General features: G+C 75.0%; 15 protein-coding genes. 10 read left to right on the forward strand and 5 right to left on the reverse strand.

What is annotated here, in order from left to right; all coding sequences use genetic code 11:
* Nucleotides 1–171 precede the first annotated feature (171 nt).
* On the reverse strand, nt 172–981 hold the full coding sequence (locus O7625_RS05955) for a hypothetical protein (RefSeq protein WP_282344926.1): 810 nt from the start codon (nt 979–981) through the stop codon (nt 172–174).
* A gap of 167 nt (nt 982–1148) precedes the next feature.
* On the opposite strand from O7625_RS05955, the gene O7625_RS05960 reads away from it, so the two are divergent.
* Together O7625_RS05960 and corA are read left to right on the forward strand one after the other, a co-directional pair.
* Complete coding sequence (locus O7625_RS05960) at nt 1149–2243, forward strand: PLP-dependent aminotransferase family protein (protein ID WP_282344927.1); 1095 nt, start codon at nt 1149–1151, stop codon at nt 2241–2243.
* A gap of 352 nt (nt 2244–2595) precedes the next feature.
* Nucleotides 2596–3744 carry a magnesium/cobalt transporter CorA gene (gene corA, locus O7625_RS05965; protein ID WP_067309168.1) on the forward strand — a complete coding sequence of 383 codons (1149 nt, stop codon included), beginning with the start codon at nt 2596–2598 and terminating at the stop codon, nt 3742–3744.
* 12 nt (nt 3745–3756) lie between these two features.
* On the opposite strand, the gene O7625_RS05970 is transcribed toward corA, so the two are convergent.
* Together O7625_RS05970 and O7625_RS05975 are read right to left on the reverse strand one after the other, a co-directional pair.
* Nucleotides 3757–4641, reverse strand: coding sequence for a polysaccharide deacetylase family protein (locus O7625_RS05970; protein WP_282344928.1), 885 nt, complete (start codon nt 4639–4641; stop codon nt 3757–3759).
* Between the two features lie 138 nt (nt 4642–4779).
* Entirely contained in the window at nt 4780–5700 is a 921-nt protein-coding gene (locus tag O7625_RS05975; protein ID WP_282344929.1) for a hypothetical protein, read from the reverse strand.
* An 84-nt stretch (nt 5701–5784) separates the two neighbouring features.
* On the opposite strand from O7625_RS05975, the gene O7625_RS05980 reads away from it, so the two are divergent.
* Both O7625_RS05980 and O7625_RS05985 read left to right on the forward strand, forming a co-directional pair.
* Entirely contained in the window at nt 5785–6315 is a 531-nt protein-coding gene (locus O7625_RS05980; RefSeq protein WP_067309172.1) for a peptidylprolyl isomerase, read from the forward strand.
* Nucleotides 6316–6342: 27 nt separating this feature from the next.
* A complete protein-coding gene (locus tag O7625_RS05985) occupies nt 6343–7290 on the forward strand; it encodes a rhomboid family intramembrane serine protease (protein WP_282344931.1) in 948 nt (315 codons plus the stop codon).
* Between the two features lie 69 nt (nt 7291–7359).
* On the opposite strand, the gene O7625_RS05990 is transcribed toward O7625_RS05985, so the two are convergent.
* A complete protein-coding gene (locus tag O7625_RS05990) occupies nt 7360–7785 on the reverse strand; it encodes a PH domain-containing protein (protein WP_282344933.1) in 426 nt (141 codons plus the stop codon).
* A 139-nt stretch (nt 7786–7924) separates the two neighbouring features.
* On the opposite strand from O7625_RS05990, the gene O7625_RS05995 reads away from it, so the two are divergent.
* From O7625_RS05995 to O7625_RS06020, 6 genes are all read left to right on the forward strand, one after another.
* Complete coding sequence (locus O7625_RS05995; protein ID WP_282344935.1) at nt 7925–9097, forward strand: acetyl-CoA C-acyltransferase; 1173 nt, start codon at nt 7925–7927, stop codon at nt 9095–9097.
* 81 nt (nt 9098–9178) lie between these two features.
* Complete coding sequence (locus tag O7625_RS06000) at nt 9179–10204, forward strand: phosphotransferase (RefSeq protein WP_282344937.1); 1026 nt, start codon at nt 9179–9181, stop codon at nt 10202–10204.
* Nucleotides 10205–10421: 217 nt separating this feature from the next.
* Nucleotides 10422–10934, forward strand: coding sequence for a hypothetical protein (locus O7625_RS06005; RefSeq protein ID WP_282344939.1), 513 nt, complete (start codon nt 10422–10424; stop codon nt 10932–10934).
* 68 nt (nt 10935–11002) lie between these two features.
* Nucleotides 11003–11698: a response regulator transcription factor gene (locus tag O7625_RS06010; RefSeq protein WP_282344941.1), complete on the forward strand. Its 696-nt coding sequence runs from the start codon at nt 11003–11005 to the stop codon at nt 11696–11698.
* Nucleotides 11691–13223, forward strand: a complete 1533-nt coding sequence (locus O7625_RS06015) for a HAMP domain-containing sensor histidine kinase (RefSeq protein WP_282344945.1) — start codon at nt 11691–11693, stop codon at nt 13221–13223. The genes O7625_RS06010 and O7625_RS06015 overlap by 8 nt, the downstream gene beginning before the upstream one ends.
* A gap of 56 nt (nt 13224–13279) precedes the next feature.
* Complete coding sequence (locus tag O7625_RS06020) at nt 13280–13876, forward strand: hypothetical protein (RefSeq protein WP_282344947.1); 597 nt, start codon at nt 13280–13282, stop codon at nt 13874–13876.
* Between the two features lie 65 nt (nt 13877–13941).
* Here O7625_RS06020 and O7625_RS06025 read toward each other — a convergent pair whose 3' ends face one another.
* Nucleotides 13942–16194 carry a phospholipid carrier-dependent glycosyltransferase gene (locus O7625_RS06025; protein WP_282344949.1) on the reverse strand — a complete coding sequence of 751 codons (2253 nt, stop codon included), beginning with the start codon at nt 16192–16194 and terminating at the stop codon, nt 13942–13944.
* Nucleotides 16195–16355: the final 161 nt, after the last annotated feature.

The raw sequence follows: 16355 nt of genomic DNA on the forward strand, positions 1-16355 counted from the left end.
TCCAGGTCACCGTGGAGGATAGCCCCGCGTCACCGGACGGCCGCCGTCAACCGGGAGTTCACCCCCGGCCCACCCGGGAGTCCGGGCCGGGTCGGCCGGGAAGTCCGGGCCGGGCCGGCCGGGAAGTCCGGGCCGGGCCGGCCGGGAAGTCCGGGCCGGGTCATCGGGGGTTCAGCCGGGCAGGGCGGCCAGGTCGGCGAGCACGCCCAGCCGTTCGTCGGCGGTCAGCGTGGCGTACGGGCCGGCCGCCCGACGGTCGGTCTCCAGCTCGATGGCCCGTCGTTCCGGCCCGTCCGGCAGCTTGCCGACGCTGGTCGCGGTGTGCCCGGCGGCGGTCCACGCGGCGGCGTGCGCGTCCGCGCGGTGGTACCGCAGCGCGCCGATCCGGTTGAGCAGCAGCACTCCCGGCGGGGTGCCGTCCGGCTCGTGGGGCGGAGCCAGCACGTCGAACGCCGGCGCGGGCTCGGCGGCCGGCTCCCCGGCCAGCAGCAGCGCGTACGCCAGCACCCGGCCGTACGCCTCGACCAGCCGGCACACCCGGTCGTCGTGCCCGGCCCACAGCTCCTCGGTGACCTCGGCGTGTACCTGGTACAGCTCGGCGAGGAAGTCGGCGCCCCGCTCGGTGGCGGTGAAGCCGCCGTCCGGCCGCCGGGCGATCATGCCGTGCGCGACCTGCTTGTCCAGAGCACGTTGGCAGGTCGCGGGATCGCGGTAGCGGTTGACCGCCGCGAAGCCCACCCGGTCGACGGTGCCCCCGGGCACGGCGAGCCGGGTGCGGAACTCCACCAGGAAGGCGGTGGCGGCCGGTCCGCCGTACCGCTGGCTCAGCTCGGCGCCGCCTCCGTCGTGGCCGGCGAGCATCCCCGCCACGAACGCCCGCTCGACCGCCGGGGCGACCAGCCCGGCGAACCGGTGCGGTGCCAGCTCGACGCCGTCGTCCACGGTCAACGCGCCGGGACAGCGGAGGGGCTCGGTGGGCACCTTTCGACAGTAGCGAGCGGGGACCGCCCGCGCCGATGTCCGGTCCTGTCCCGACCTGCACGGAGTCGACCGGTTCCGGGGCATGCCTCTGCCGACGGTGTGCCCGCATGTTGAACTCGGCGTGTATCCCGGCCGGAGCGGCCCGACCAGGTCCTAGGCTCGTGGGCATGACCGCCGAGCAGCTGATCTCGTTCGCCCGTGGCGCCCCCTCGCTGGACATCGTGGATGTCGAGGGGCTCAAGGCCGCCGCCGTCCGTGCCTTCGACGCCGACCCCGCCGGGGTCACCGCGTACGGGACCTCCGTCGGCTACCCGCCCCTGCGGAAGTGGATCGCGGAGAAGCACGGCGTCGAGGCGGACCAGGTGCTGGTCACCAACGGCTCGCTCCAGGCCGACGCGTTCCTCTTCGACCACCTGGTCCGGCGCGGCGACGCCGTGGTGGTGGAGCGGCCCACGTACGACCGGACCCTGCTCAACCTCCAGCGGATGGGCGGCGAGATCCACGGCGTCGGCATCGAGCCGGACGGGCTGGACACCGCCGAGCTGCGCAAGCTGCTGGAGTCGGGGGTACGCCCCCGGCTGGCCCACGTGATCCCGAACTACCAGAACCCGGCCGGGGTGACCCTCTCCCTGGACAAGCGGCGGGAGCTGCTCGACCTCGCGGCCGAGTACGGCTTCACCATCTTCGAGGACGACCCGTACGCCGACATCCGGTTCCGGGGTGAGCCGCTGCCGTCGATGCTGTCGATGGACACCCGTGGGGTGGTGGTGCACGCGTCCAGCTTCACCAAGACCGTCTGCCCGGGGGTCCGGGTCGGCTACCTGGTCGGGCCGGCGAGCCTGATCGCGGACATCGCCAAGACGGCGACCAGCCTCTACATCTCGCCGGGCATGGTCTCCCAGGCGATCGTGCACCAGTTCTGCGTCTCCGGTGACATCCAGCGGTCGATCGCCACGGTCTCCTCGGCGCTGGGCGAGCGGGCCGGGGTGCTGGCCGAGTCGCTGCGCCGGCACCTGCCCGAGGTCACCTTCGTCGAACCGGACGGCGGTTACTTCCTCTGGGTGGAGTTCCCGGACGACGTGGACGTCGACCGGTTGGCGCCGGCCGCCGCCGAGCGCGGCGTGGCCGTGGTCAAGGGCAGCGACTTCATGGTCGACGGCGGGCGGCACGCGTTGCGGTTGGCCTTCTCCGCGGTGACCGCGGACCGGATCGACGAGGGCGTCCGCCGGCTGGCGGACGCGGTGGCCGCGGTACGCGGCTGATTATCTGTCGGATTCCCGACAGAAGTACGCCATCGGCCGGTCAGGGGCTCGCCCTGACCGGCCCGGCGACCCACAATGCTGCGAGCGTCGCTCACGTTCGGCCGCTGACCTGGCCCGGTCGCGCCCACACGTCGACGACACCGCAGCTTCACCCCCGCCCCCCGACGGCGCCGGGTGGGTCGGGTCGCCCCCTCACCCCCTGAACGCGGCCCGACCCGCCCGGCGCCAGCCCCTGGTCGCGCATTCCGGTGGCCGGGCCGCCGTACCCGGAGCCGCCGATCGTCGGAGGGCCGCCGGTGCGGTGGCGGCGTAGCCTGCAAGCCGCAGCACCACACCGGGGAGGGGGAACGCCATGACGGACCGGGCGGAACGGGAACGGTCGGCGACACTCCACGGCGGCCGGGTGCTCAATCCCCGCGCCTGGGTGTCCCCGGTCCGGGCGATGTCGCGCATCCTCAACGCCGACGGCTCCCCCCGGACGCCCGCGCCCGCCGACCCCGGCCGCAGCGGCGTGGTCGACTGCGGCGTCTACGTCGACGGGAAGCGCCGCCCCGGCCAGTGGCGGTACGCCGAGGCGTTGGCGGCCGCCCGCGACGAGCGCGACGCGTTCGTCTGGCTCGGGCTGCACGAGCCGGAACTGGCCGAGATGACCGCCATCGCCGAGACGTACGGGCTGCACGAACTGGCCGTCGAGGACGCGGTGAAGGCGCAGCAGCGGCCCAAGCTGGAGCGCTTCGGCGAGGTCAGCTTCCTGGTGCTGCGTACCGCCCGGTACTGCGAGCACACCGAGTTGACCGAGACCTCCGAGGTGGTGGAGACCGGGCAGGTGATGCTCTTCATCGGCCCGAACTTCCTGATCAGCGTCCGGCACGGGGACGCCTGCCGGCTGGCGCCGGTCCGGGCCGACCTGGAGGCCAAGCGGGACCTGCTGCGACACGGGCCGTGGGCGGTGGCGTACGCGATCACCGACCGGGTCGTGGACCTCTACCTGGAGGTCGCCGACCAGCTGGAGGACGACCTCGACGTGCTGGAGGCCGACGTCTTCGACCGGCAGACCAGCGGGCGGATCCAGCGGATCTACCAGATGAAGCGGGAGCTGGTGGAGTTCAAGCGGGCGGTGATCCCCCTGCAACGGCCGCTGCTGACGTTGACCGCCCAGGTGAACCGGGAGGTGCCGCAGGAGGTCCGGCGCTACTTCCGCGACGTGCAGGACCACCTCAGCCGCACCGTCGAGCAGGTCAACTCCTACGACGACCTGCTCAACTCGATCCTCCAGGCCCGGCTGGCGCAGGTCACCGTCGACCAGAACAACGACATGCGCAAGATCGCCGCCTGGGCCGCCATCGCGGCGGTCTGGACGGCGTTCGCCGGGGTCTACGGCATGAACTTCGAGAACATGCCCGAGCTGAAGTGGACGTACGGCTATCCGGGCGTGCTCGCGCTGATGCTCGCGATCTCGCTGGCGCTGTACCGGTGGTTCCGCCGTAACGGCTGGCTCTGACGGTCGTCCCGGTCAGTGCGCCGGGGCGGCGGCCGGGGTCGCCGCCGCCAGCAGCTCGGAGACGGTGACGAACTCGAAGCCGCGCCGCCGCAGCCCGCTGATCATCGCGGCCAGCCCCCGGATGGCGACCAGCCGGTCCACCGGCCCGGTGTCGTGGGCGAGCAGGATCGTGCCCGGGTCGCAGGAGTCGACCACGTAGTCGACCAGGCCGTCCGGATTCCGGGTGAACCGGGATTCGAGCATCTGCCGGTTCCAGAGGACCACCTGGTAGCCGAGGTCGTTGGCGGCCAGCAGGGTGCTGCCGGCCAGGTGCCCGTAGGGCGGGCGGAGCAGGGTGGGCTCCCGGCCGCAGAGCCGGGTCAGCTCGTTGTGCGCCCGGCCGATCGCGACACAGGCCTGCTCGTAGGTCATCTTCGCCAGGTCCTGGTGGTCCCAGGTGTGGTTGCCGATCTCGTGCCGGTCCAGCCGGTGGGTCACCAGGCGGCCGTACTCGCGGGCGCGGCGGCCGACCATGAAGAAGGTGGCCGGGGTGTCCGTCTCGGCGAGGATCGACAGCACCCGCGGGGTCCAGTTCGGCGCCGGGCCGTCGTCGAAGGTGAGCGCGATCAGCCGTCGGGTGGTGTCCACGCTCCACACCACGTCGACCCGGGAGGACTTCGGCGGGGTACGCCGGTCGGCGTGCACGGTCGCCGCGTAGCCGCCGTAGACGGGCAGTTTGCTGCCGGCGGTGGCCTCGGAATACCCGAACTCGCCGGTCAGCGCCACCCCGGCGCCGGCCAGCGCGGCGGCGCCACCGGAGAGGATCCGCCGCCGGGACAGTGCCCGGTCCCGCCCGGCCGCTGAGGTGCGACCCGGTTCCGGGGCGAGGGGATCCGGGTCGGTGGTCGGCGTCTGCATGGTCAGCACTGTAGGAGCCGGACGCCCGGCGGACGATCCCATAAGCGGCGACTTAAGTCAGGACGCCCACCGACCCGGACGTGCCGACGGCGCGGGACGACCGGGATCGTCTCCGCGCCGTCGGCGGGACCGCGGAGCTCAGCGGCGGGTGCCGGACTTCGCCGACCGCCCGGCGTCGAGCGCCTTGCCGAGGTCGTCAGCCGGTCGACCGGACACGTCGGTCGCGCCCTCGGCGACCGAGGGAACCTGGTGGTTCGGGTGGACCACCGGCTTGCCGGTCGACGTGTCGGCGGCCACCGCGGAGCTGCCGACGCCGGTGGCCGGCGCAGCCGGCGTGGCGGTGGTGGACGGCGCAGCCGACCCGGCGGGGGTGGCCGGCACAGCCGACCCGGTGGGGGTGGACCCGCCGGCGGACGGGGTCTGGACGACCAGGACGTCGACCTCGTCCCGGGCGGCCTCGACACCGGTCGTGGGGCGGACCCCGGTGGCACCCGGGGTGGCCGCCGCGCCGACGTTGCGGGCGCCCGGGGTGGTGTCGATGCCGTGGGTCGGGTCGTACTCGGCCCATTCCTGCTGCTCACGCCGCCGCCGCAGGGCCATCGCACCGGCCACCCCGGCCACCGAGCCGGCGACCAGCAGGCCGGCGAGCATGCCCCGCGACCTGCGCTTGCGCTTCTGCGCCTTCGGGCTCTTCGCCTTGATCTTCTTGCTCACCGCGGCCTGCTTGGCGGCGGCGATCTTCCTGCCGGCCACCGCCCGGTCGGCGGCCTCGGCCTGGGCGTTGCGCACCGCCAGGGCCACCGGCGCCAGGGCCGCGACCGTCGACGCGAGGCCGCTGGAGGCCCGGTCCCGTGCCACGACCGCGGCCGGCGCGACAGCCTCCCGGGCCGCCTGGACCCGCGGGCCGACCGTGGCCCCGGCGCCCTTCGCCGCGTGCGTGGCGGCCTGCCTCAGATGACCGATGCCCTGGTGCAACTCCACCTTCGCGAGCTGCCCCCGGGTCTTGCGCCGCCCGATTCCCAACACGGTCCCACCTCCTGGGAGTTGTTCCTTCGTCATCCTCCACCACCGGATGCCTCCGCACTGCCAGATGGGGCACATGGGAGGATCCGCATGGAACTGACCAACGAGTGAGGAGTACCCGTGGCCGAGGCTATCTACGCCACCTTGCACACCAACGCTGGCCCGATCCGGCTGGAGCTCTTCGGCAATCACGCTCCGAAGACGGTTCGTAACTTCGTCGACCTGGCCGAGGGCAACAAGGAGTACACCGACCCCCGCACCGGCCAGCCGGGCAACGGGCCGTACTACGACGGCACCATCTCGCACCGGGTGATCAGCGGTTTCATGGTCCAGATGGGCGACCCGACCGGCACCGGCCGGGGTGGGCCGGGTTACACGTTCGCCGACGAGTTCCACCCCGAGCTGCGCTTCGACCGGCCGTACCTGCTGGCCATGGCGAACGCCGGGCCGGGCACCAACGGCTCGCAGTTCTTCATCACCGTCGGGCCGACCCCGCACCTGAACAACCGGCACACCATCTTCGGCCAGGTGGCCGACGAGCAGTCCGCGAAGGTGGTGGACTCGATCGCGAACACCCCGACCGGTCCGAGCGACCGACCGCTGCAGGACGTGGTGATCGAGCGGGTCGAGATCGAGCGCACCGGGGCCTGACCGCACCCGCGAGGTACCTTTGCACGCATGACTGAACGCTCCGGGCCGGCCGGCGACGCCACCGGTGCGCCGGTGCCGACCAGCCCGGTCTGCTACCGGCACGCCGACCGGGAGACGTACCTCAGGTGCTCCCGCTGCGACCGGCCGATCTGTCCGGACTGCATGCGGGACGCGCCCGTCGGCCACCAGTGCCCGGAGTGCGTCGACGAGGGACGCCGCAGCGTACGGCCGGCGCGTACCGCCTTCGGTGGCGGTACCGCCGGCCGTCGCGGCCTGGTCACCCGCACGCTGATCGCGCTGAACGTGCTGGTGATGATCGTCTCGGTGCTCAGCGACCGGGGCGGCGACTCGATGATCGGCGGGTCCGGCTTCGGCGGCCTGCTCGGTGGCGGCACCCCGCTGACCCAGTGGGGTTCGGTGCTCAGCTACGCGTCGTACGTGCCGTTCGGCGAGGCGCACGGGGTCGCCTCCGGCGAGTGGTACCGGCTGGTCACCGCGATGTTCCTGCACTACGGCGTGGTGCACCTGCTGCTCAACATGTGGGCGCTGTGGGTGCTGGGGCGGGAGCTGGAGGCCCTGCTCGGGCCGCTGCGCTTCCTCACCCTCTATCTGGTGGCCGGGCTCGGCGGCAACGTGGCGGCGTACCTGTTCAGCAGCCCCAACACCGCCTCGGCCGGGGCCTCGACGGCGATCTTCGGGTTGTTCGCGGCGGTCTTCGTGCTGATGCGCCGGCTCGGCCGGGACACCTCGGCGATCCTGCCGATCCTGGTGATCAACCTGATCTTCACCTTCACCGTGCCGGGCATCTCCATCCCGGGCCACGTCGGCGGGCTCGTCGTCGGGGCGCTGATGGCGCTGGTGCTGGCGTACGCCCCCCGGATGCGGCGCTCGGTGTTCCAGGCGGCCGGCACGGCGGTGATCCTGGCCGCGCTGCTCGGCCTGGTGATCGTCCGCACCGTGCTGCTGCTCGGCTGACCGCCGGTCGGATCGGCAGGTCAGGGCCGGGTCGGTCGGGCAGTGGCAAGCCGGGGACGGGTCGGTGGGTCAGGGGCGGGCGGCAAGTAGCGACTCGGCCACCTCGGTCGGCGACGTGCCCAGGTCGGCCCGACCGAGCAGGTGCAGGGTCTCCCCCGCGTCGATCTCCAACGTCTCTCCGGACAGCCCGAACCGGGTCCGCCGGTCCACGGTGATCGCCTCCACCACGTCCCACGGCAGGTGCCGCCGCCCGGCGTACCCCCGGACGACGGTGATCCCGGCGGCGTCGACCGCGAGCCGGACCGGGGCGAGCAGGTCGCGTACCGCCCAGCCGACCAGGCCCACGGCGGCGGCGAGGGCCAGCGCCCACTGGACCGGGTCACCGGCGGCGAGCAGCAGACCGAGGGCGACCAGCCCGAGGGCGGCGGCCAGTTTCGCCGCCGGGAGCGCCGGGGACACCCGCCACTGACGGGCCGGAGACGATGGTGGATGCACCACCCCAGCATGCCAGCCGCGCCCGCACCACCCCGCCGACCGGCCTGGACGGCCCGCGGCGTGACGACCCGGCCGGGGGCACGGGGTGGGGCCGGGCCCCCGGTAGTATCGAGCCAGCCGACGTTACCGGAGAGTAGCCATGAGTGACGCAGTCATAGTCGGTGCGGTACGCACCCCGGTCGGCCGGCGCAAGGGCGGCCTCGCCGGCATCCACCCGGTCGACCTGTCGGCGCACGTGCTGCGCGCCCTCGCCGACCGTACCGGCATCGACCCCGGCCAGGTCGACGACGTGATCTGGGGCTGCGTGTCCCAGGTCGGCGAGCAGTCCTGGAACGTCGCCCGCAACGGGGTGCTCGCCGCCGGCTGGCCCGAGACGGTGCCCGGCACCACCCTCGACCGGCAGTGCGGCTCCAGCCAGCAGGCCCTGCACTTCGCCGCCGCGACCGTCCTCTCCGGCCAGGCCGACCTGGTGGTGGCCGGTGGCGTCGAGTCGATGACCCGGGTGCCGATGGGCGCCAGCGTCGGCGACGGAACGCCGTTCAGCGCACAGCTCCGCGAGCGCTACCGGGGCGTCGAGGGCTTCGCCGACGACCAGCCGCTCCCGTTCAACCAGGGGGTCGGCGCCGAGCTGATCGCCGCCCGCTGGCGCCTGTCCCGCGCCCAGCTCGACGAGTTCGCACTGGCCAGCCACGAGAAGGCCGCCGCCGCGCAGGACGCCGGGGCGTTCGACCCCGAGCTGGCCCCGGTGCCGCTGCCCGACGGCGGCACGGTCGCCGCCGACGAGGGCATCCGGCGGGACACCTCGCTGGCGAAGCTGGGCGAGCTGAAGACCCCGTTCCGCACGGACGGGGTCGTCACCGCCGGCTCCGCGTCGCAGATCTCCGACGGAGCCGCCGCGCTCGCGGTGACCACCGCCGAGTGGGCCGGGCGGCACGGCCTGCGCCCGCTCGCCCGGGTGCACACCGCCGTGGTCGCCGCCGACGACCCGGTCACCATGCTCACCGCCCCCATCCCGGCCACCGCGAAGGCGCTGCGCCGCGCCGGCCTGGGCATCGAGGAGATCGGCGTGTACGAGGTGAACGAGGCGTTCGCCCCGGTGCCGCTGGCCTGGCTGGCCGAGACCGAGGCCGACCCGGAACGCCTCAACCCGCGCGGCGGCGCGATCGCGCTCGGCCACCCGCTCGGCGCGTCCGGCGTCCGGATCATGACGACGATGCTCCAGCACATGCGGGACAACGACATCCGGTACGGCCTGCAGACCATGTGCGAGGGCGGCGGCATGGCCAACGCCACCATCCTGGAGCTGGTCTAGCCGCCCGGCGACGAACGGGTCGGCCGGGGCGGGTGGAAAATGGCGGGTGCCCGGCCAGGCGGATGATCTACCCTCCGCTGCGTGACGACCACCTCCGAGGCCACCGGCTGGGCGGATCCGCAGTGGCGGTCCGCCGCGCTCGACTGGGTGACCGGGCAGCTCGGCCGGCTCGGCCGGCGGGTCACCGGCCCGGTCCAGCCCCGACTGCGCCCCTGGTCGCTGGTCTGGCGGGTGCCCACCGACGCCGGGCCGTACTGGTTCAAGGCGAACAACCCCGGCACGGCGTACGAGACGGTGCTCCTGGCCGAGCTGGCCCGGCGGGCTCCCGGCCGGGTGCTCGACCCGGTGGCCGTGGACACCCGGCGGGGCTGGTCGCTGCTGCCAGACGGTGGCCCGTCCCTACGGGAGCTGGCCGAACCCGACCCCGCCCGGTGGGTCGACGTGCTGGCCACGTACGCCGGCCTCCAACGGGCGGTGGCCCCGGGGGCGGACGCACTCGTCGCGCTCGGGGTGCCCGACCACCGGCCGGCGGCGCTGCCGGGCCTGCTCGCCGGCCTCCTCGACGACCGCGCCGCTCTGCTCCTCGACCCCGGGGACGGCCCACCCACCGGAGACGGGCAGGACGCCGGGGACGGGATGGACGCGGCGACCCACGAACGGCTGCGGGCGTACCTGCCGCGCTTCGCCGAGGACTGCCGGCGGCTCGCCGACAGCGGCATCCCGGCCAGCGTGCAGCACGACGACCTGCACGACGGGAACGTGTTCGGCGCGGCCGACGGCTACCGCTTCTTCGACTGGGGCGACGCCTCGGTGGCCCACCCGTTCGGCACGCTGCTGGTGACGCTGCGCTCGGTGGCACACACCTTCGCGCTGGCCGAGGGTGATCCGGTGCTGCTCCGGCTCCGCGACGCCTATCTGGAGCCGTGGACCGACCGGCACGACCGGGCGGCCCTGCGGGAGATCGCCGGCCTGGCGGTGCGGGTGACCACGGTGAGTCGCGCGCTGTCCTGGCGGCGGGCGCTGGACACCACCGATCCGAGCCGTGCCGAGTACGTCAGCGCGGTGCCGGGCTGGCTCGGCGAACTCTTCGCGCCGATGCCCGTCTGACCGCCCCACCACCCCACCGCCCGCCACCGCCCGTCTGACCGCCACCGCCCCACCGTCCGTCTGACCGCCACCGCCCGCAACCGTCCCTGCCCGCCACCACCCCTGCTCCCCACCCGACCCGCCGGGACGACACACCGCTGGTGCGACCCGGAGGGGTGGAACATCCAAAAGTCGACAGTGACCCATATCACCCCTGGTCACGGCTCGTTGGCGGGGTATGGACGTCTTCTCGCGCACCTTCCTCCCGGCCGCCGCCGACACCGGGCTGGCCGTCCAGACGGTGAGTCGACACATGCCGGTGTTCCGCCAGTGCGTCGGCTCGGGTGACGCCACCGTCCTGGTCGCCCGGTGCGCCCGCCCCGACCGGCCGGTCGACGGCGAGTACCTCCTCCTGCTCACCCACCGCCGGCTGGTGGTCACCCAGCAGACCCGGGTGCTGCACCGGCTGCGCCTGCACCTGAACACCGAGCTGCGCGAGCTGAGCAACGTCACCTGGAGCCCCGACCCCCGGGCGCAGGCCGTCGAGCTGGCCGCCACCGCGATCGACGGCGCACGCGAGCGGTTCGTCATCCGCACCCAGCACCCGAAGCAGGTGTGGCAGCTCGACACGCTGCTGCACCACGCCTTCCGGACCCGGCTGCGCGGGCCCGAGGAGCGGGTGGTCGCCACCATCGGCGACACCCCGGCCACCGGGCCGGCCCCCCTGCTGCGCCCGCTGCCGGCCCGCTGACCGCATCCTTACCTGACCCGAACACCGCCGGACGTTTCAGCCGGTTCCGGGTCGGTCATCATGGGCCGGTGACCGTCGACGCCGCCGTGCCGCGCGGGCTCGTCCTCGTGGTGGAGGACGAACCGGCCATCGCCGACCTGGTCCGGCTCTACCTGAGCCGGGACGGGTTCGGCGTACACCTGGAACGGGACGGCACGGCCGGGTTGGCCGCCGCCCGCCGGCTGCGCCCGGTGACCTGTGTCCTCGACATCAGCCTGCCGGGCCTCGCCGGCACCGAACTCTGCCGCCGGCTGCGCGAGGCCGGCGACTGGACCCCGGTCATCTTCCTCACCGCCCGCGACGACGAGGTCGACCGGATCGTCGGCCTGGAGCTGGGTGCCGACGACTACGTCACCAAGCCGTTCAGCCCCCGGGAGCTGGTCGCCCGGGTCCGGGCGGTGCTGCGGCGCACCGCCGGGATCCCGCAGGGGGTGGACCGGCCGCGCTCGGTCGGCCCGGTCACCCTCGACCCGGCCCGCCGTACGGTGCTCGCGGACGGGGCCGCCGTCCAGCTCACCTCCACCGAGTTCGACCTGCTCGCGCACCTGATGGCCCGCCCCGGCCGGGTCTTCACCCGGGAGGAGCTGCTGGCCGCGGTCTGGGGGTACGCGGCGCACGCCGGCACCCGTACCGTGGACGTGCACGTCGCCCAGGTCCGGGCCAAACTCGGCCCGGCCAGCGTGATCCGGACCCACCGGGGCGTCGGGTACGCCGCCGATGGCTGACCCCGCCGCCGCGCGCCCACCCGCCACCGCGCCGCCCCCACCCGGCACGCCGCCGGCCACCACCGCCGGACCGGCCATCACTGCGGGACCGGCCATCACTGCGGGACCGGCCACCACCCGACCGGCCGCCGGGCGGCCCCGCCGCCGGATCACCCACACGCTCACCGCCCGCGCGGTCCTGGTCACCTGCGCGGTGGCGCTGGTGTCGGTGCTGGTCACCGCGCTGGTCGCCGTCCCCCTGGCGGTACGCGGGGTGGAGCGCCGTGACCAGGCCGCGCTGGCCGCGCAGGCCCGCCTCGCCGCCGACGTGCTCCGGGTACGCCCCAGCCGACAGCGCGACGCGGCCGGTGACCGGCTGATCCGCCAGCTCCGCGAACAACAGATCGAGGTGTACGTCGTCCAGGGCGGGCTGGCCGACCGCCCCGGCCTGCCCCGGCAGGTGGTGAACCGGATCTCCGCCGGCCGGGACGTGTCCGGCCGACGGCTGGTCAACGGCCAGCGGACCCTGGTCGAGGGGCGGGCGCTGCCCGGCGGGGAGGGCGTGGTGCTGACCCGGGCCACCCCGCAGGGTCCGTGGCGGCAGGTGCTGCGCACCCTCTGGCTGCCGCTGCTCGCCGGGCTCACCGCCGGGGTGGTGGCCGGACTGCTGCTCGCCCGCCGGCTGGCCCGGCCGATCCGGCACGCCGCCACCGCCGCCGCCCGACTGCGCGCCGGTGACCGGGCGGTCCGGGTGCCCGTCGAGCCCCCCGACGAGGTCGCCGACCTGGCGTACGCGCTGAACGGGCTGGCCGCCGCGCTGGCCACCAGCGAGGGCCGGCAGCGGGAGTTCCTGCTCTCCGTCTCGCACGAGCTGCGTACCCCGTTGACCGCGATCCGGGGGTGGGCCGAGGCGCTCGCCGACGGGGTGATCGACGCGGACCAGACCCGAGCCACCGGCCGGACCATGCTCACCGAGGCCCGGCACCTGGACCGGCTGGTCGCTGACCTGTTGGCGCTGGCCCGGCTGGAGGCGGTGGACTTTCCGCTGGAACCGGTGCCGGTGGACCTCGCCCGGTTGGCCGCCGACGCCGAGCGGACCTGGTCGGAGCGGTGCGCGGCGCTCGGGGTGCCGTTCCGGCTGGAGACGCCGGGCACGGCGGTGCCCGCGTACACCGATCCGGGACGGATCCGGCAGGTGGTGGACGGGCTGCTGGAGAACGCGCTACGGGTCGTACCCCCGGGGGCGCCGGTGGTGCTCGCGGTCCGCTCGGCCGGTGCCGGCCCGGCCGCCGGTGGGCTGGTCGAGGTCCGCGACGGCGGACCCGGCCTCACCGACGACGACCTGGCGGTGGCCTTCGAGCGGGGCGCGCTGCACCAGCGGTACCAGGGGGTACGGAAGGTGGGCAGCGGGGTGGGGCTGGCGCTGGCCGCCGGGCTGGTCCGTCGACTCGGCGGGCAGATCGTCGCCGGGCACGCTGCCGAGGGCGGGGCGGCGTTCACCGTCCGGCTGCCCGCCGATCCTTACCTGACCCGAACACGGGCCTGACCCGGCGCCCATCCCGCTCGGCGACGCTGGTGGCGTCACCGACGAGAGGGAGAGTCATGGCACATCGGGGAATCGCCGTCACCGCCACGTCGCTGCTCGCGGCGCTCGCGCTCGGCGTGGCCGGCTGCGGGGCGGCCCAGGTCGCGGCGGACGGCACGAAGGCCACCGCGGTCGACGTGGCCGCCGCGCTGGGCGTCGAGGGGCAGGCGCTGGCCGCGCTGGGCCTCGACCCGGTCGAGTTGGACCTGCTCGCCGCGCCCGCCGCGTCGACCACCCCGTCCCCGCAGGCCGGGGCCAAGGGCAAGCGCGGTGAGCGGGCGCAGGAGCTGCGGCAGCGCCGGCAGGCCCGGGTGCAGCTGGGCCGCAACGGCCTGCACGGTGAGGCGGTGGTGCAGACCAGGGACGGCGGCACGAAGACCGTCGTCGTGCAGCGCGGCGAGGTGACCGCGGTCGACGGCGGCTCGGTGACCGTGAAGTCCACCGACGGCTTCTCGCTGACCTGGAAGCTGGGCGACCAGCTCCGGGTGGTCGAGCGGCGCACCACCATCAAGGCCAGCGACGTCAAGGTGGGCACCAAGGTCAACGTGGCCGGGGCCAAGGACGGGGACGCCAGCGTCGCCCGGCTGATCGTGGTGCCGATCAAGCAGAAGTGACCGTGGGGGGCCGGTCGGGGTCGGCGTGGACCACCGCGCCGGCCCCGACGTGTGTTCCCCGTGGCTCAGCGGGCCGGGGGCAGCGCGTAGCCGACGTGGTCCCGGTACTCGACCGTCCACCCCGGCGGGACCAGCCGGACGCACTCCGTCCGGGGGCCGGTGCAGACGATCGCGTCGACCGAGGCGGGGTCGGCCGGCGGCCGGTCCGGCAGCACCGACTGCAACGCCACCAGCTCGGGCGACCGGCCGTCGTCGTCGCGCAGCAGCAACCACCAGGGGTACTCCCAGTTGTCGTTCTGCTGCACCAGGCCGATCCGCCGGGCGTCGCTGGCCCGCACCGCCGAGGCGGCCCAGCGGAACTCGTCGGCCCACTGCGGCCGGCGCAGGAACCGGGTGTCCCACTCGGTGGTGGTGAAGACCGAGCCGGCACCGACCAGCCGGCGCGGGAAGCCGTACGACAGGGCCAGCACGCCGGCCAGCGCGGAGGTGGCGAGCACGGTCACCACCAGCCCGGCGGCCACCGACCGGCGGCCCGCCCCGGCCCGCCGCCGCAGCACCGCGTCCACCCAGAGCCCGGCCAGCGGTACGGCCAGCACCAGCGCGTAGAGCAGCAGCCGGTTCCCCCACGGCTGCCATTTGATCATCGCGGTGTGCAGCAGCACCGCGCACACCACCACGGCCGCGTACGCCCGCAGCGCCCCCGGTCGACCGGGGCTGACCCGCCGGGGCCGGACCAGCGCGACGACCGCCCCGAGCAGCGCCAGCGCCCCGGCCAGCGGGAAGGCCACCCGGTCCTCGTCGGGATACCAGGACGGCACCGGGAAGACCTCCCGGCCGAAGGTGATGGCCCGGTCCTGCGGGTCCACGCCGACCGTCCGGGAGCCGGCCATGATCGCCTCGGCGGTGCCGGCGCGCAGCGGGGCGAGCGGGGTGTCGAACGCGGTGTGCCCGATCCGCAGCGCGTTGACCAGGACGGAAGCCGGATCGTGCCGTTCCATCGGGATGGACTCCCGCAGCCGGGGCGGCCCCAACGGGTGGCCGAACTCGGCGGTCTCCCGGGCCAGGAACGGCCCCACCACCGTCGCCGCGACCAGCAGCACCAGCAGCGAGCCGCCCACCGTCCGGGCCACCTGCCGGACCGCCCTGGTCGGCGCCGTCCCGGCAGGGCCACCCCCGGCCGGCCGGTCGGCCCCGGTGGGGCGGTCGATCCCGGTGGGGCGGTCGATCCCGGCCGGTCGGTCGGCCCCGGTGGGGCGGGTGGCGAGGCGGAGCTGGGCCAGGCCCCAGAGCAGCAGCAGCGGCCCGACGGCGAGCAGCCCGCTGGTCTTGGTCAGCGCGGTCAGCCCGGTGGCCGCGCCCAGCGCCAGCGCGTCGCCCAGGCCAGCCCGCCGGCGCAGGCCGTCCAACGCCAGGGTGGCGGCGCAGGCGGTCCAGGCGGCGGCCACCAGGTCGGTCTGGGTGCTGGTCGCCTGGAGGGCCACCATCGGCGTGGTGGCGACCAGGAACGCGGTGAGCAGTTGGGCCCGTCGTCCCCCGCCGAGCTGGGCGGTGATCCGGGTGGCCGCCAGCAGGCAGCCGATCCCGGCGGCCCACTGCACCAGGTTGTGCAGCGCGTCCCCGCCGGTGAACAGGCGCAGGTGCAGCAGCAGGTACTCGGCGCCGGGCGGGATGGTCACCTGCCGGTGGATGGCGGTGGGCCAGAAGTCGAGGCTGCCCTGGGCCACCCAGTGCTCCACCTTCGGCAGGTGGTACGTCTGCGAGTCGAAGTTGTTCGGCTCGGCGAGCAGCGCCACCACCAGCTCGACCAGCACCACCCCGCCCACCGTGCCGGCGAGCAGCCGCTCGCCCCGGGTGCCCGTACGCCAGAGCCGGGTCAGCCGGTCCGACCAGCCGGACAGCATCGCCGCGACGCCACCCCGGACGGCGGCCGGGTGCGCGGTGGGCCGCCCGGGGGCGGTCCCGGGCGCGCCGCCCGCCGCCGGGCCGCCCACGGCCGCGCCGACCAGCACCGCCCGGCGGTCCTCGGCGACCGTGGTCCCGGCCCGGACCGCCGCCCGGCCGCGTCGGCGGCCGGCCGGCACCGCGATGCCGACCAGGAAGACCAGCCAGGCCAGGGCGAGGGCGGGCAGGGTGAGCGCGCCGACCGCGCCGAGCAGCTCCACGGTCAGCACGGCGAAGACGCCGGTCAGCAGGGCGGCCCGGAGCACGCCGAGGCGGTTCGGGGCGACCGCTGCGGCGGCCCGGGGCCGCAGGAGGGCGGTGAGCGTCACGAGCGCGGCGACGGGGGCCGCCACGAGCATCCAGCCGGCTGCCGACATGGGCGGAAGTAAACACCATCGGGACCGACGACCGGCTGCCGGCCGGTGCGTGGCGGCCGACGACCGGACGTCGGCCGCGCGGTGGGGACGAACGGCCGGCGTCGGCCGGCGCGGTCGGGACGAACGACCGGCCCCGGCCGGCACGGTGGCGACCCTCACAC

Source organism: Micromonospora sp. WMMD714, assembly GCF_029581315.1.
In the GTDB taxonomy this organism is placed as follows: Bacteria; Actinomycetota; Actinomycetes; order Mycobacteriales; family Micromonosporaceae; genus Micromonospora; species Micromonospora rifamycinica.

Excerpts from the sequence above, each read along its gene's own strand:
- O7625_RS05960 (WP_282344927.1), top strand. The coding sequence starts at position 1,149 with ATGACCGCCGAGCAGCTGATCTCGTTCGCCCGTGGCGCCCCCTCGCTG.
- corA (WP_067309168.1), top strand. The coding sequence starts at position 2,596 with ATGACGGACCGGGCGGAACGGGAACGGTCGGCGACACTCCACGGCGGC.
- O7625_RS05970 (WP_282344928.1), bottom strand. The coding sequence starts at position 4,641 with ATGCAGACGCCGACCACCGACCCGGATCCCCTCGCCCCGGAACCGGGT.
- O7625_RS05975 (WP_282344929.1), bottom strand. The coding sequence starts at position 5,700 with ATGACGAAGGAACAACTCCCAGGAGGTGGGACCGTGTTGGGAATCGGG.
- O7625_RS05985 (WP_282344931.1), top strand. The coding sequence starts at position 6,343 with ATGACTGAACGCTCCGGGCCGGCCGGCGACGCCACCGGTGCGCCGGTG.
- O7625_RS05995 (WP_282344935.1), top strand. The coding sequence starts at position 7,925 with ATGAGTGACGCAGTCATAGTCGGTGCGGTACGCACCCCGGTCGGCCGG.
- O7625_RS06005 (WP_282344939.1), top strand. The coding sequence starts at position 10,422 with ATGGACGTCTTCTCGCGCACCTTCCTCCCGGCCGCCGCCGACACCGGG.
- O7625_RS06015 (WP_282344945.1), top strand. The coding sequence starts at position 11,691 with ATGGCTGACCCCGCCGCCGCGCGCCCACCCGCCACCGCGCCGCCCCCA.
- O7625_RS06020 (WP_282344947.1), top strand. The coding sequence starts at position 13,280 with ATGGCACATCGGGGAATCGCCGTCACCGCCACGTCGCTGCTCGCGGCG.
- O7625_RS06025 (WP_282344949.1), bottom strand. The coding sequence starts at position 16,194 with ATGTCGGCAGCCGGCTGGATGCTCGTGGCGGCCCCCGTCGCCGCGCTC.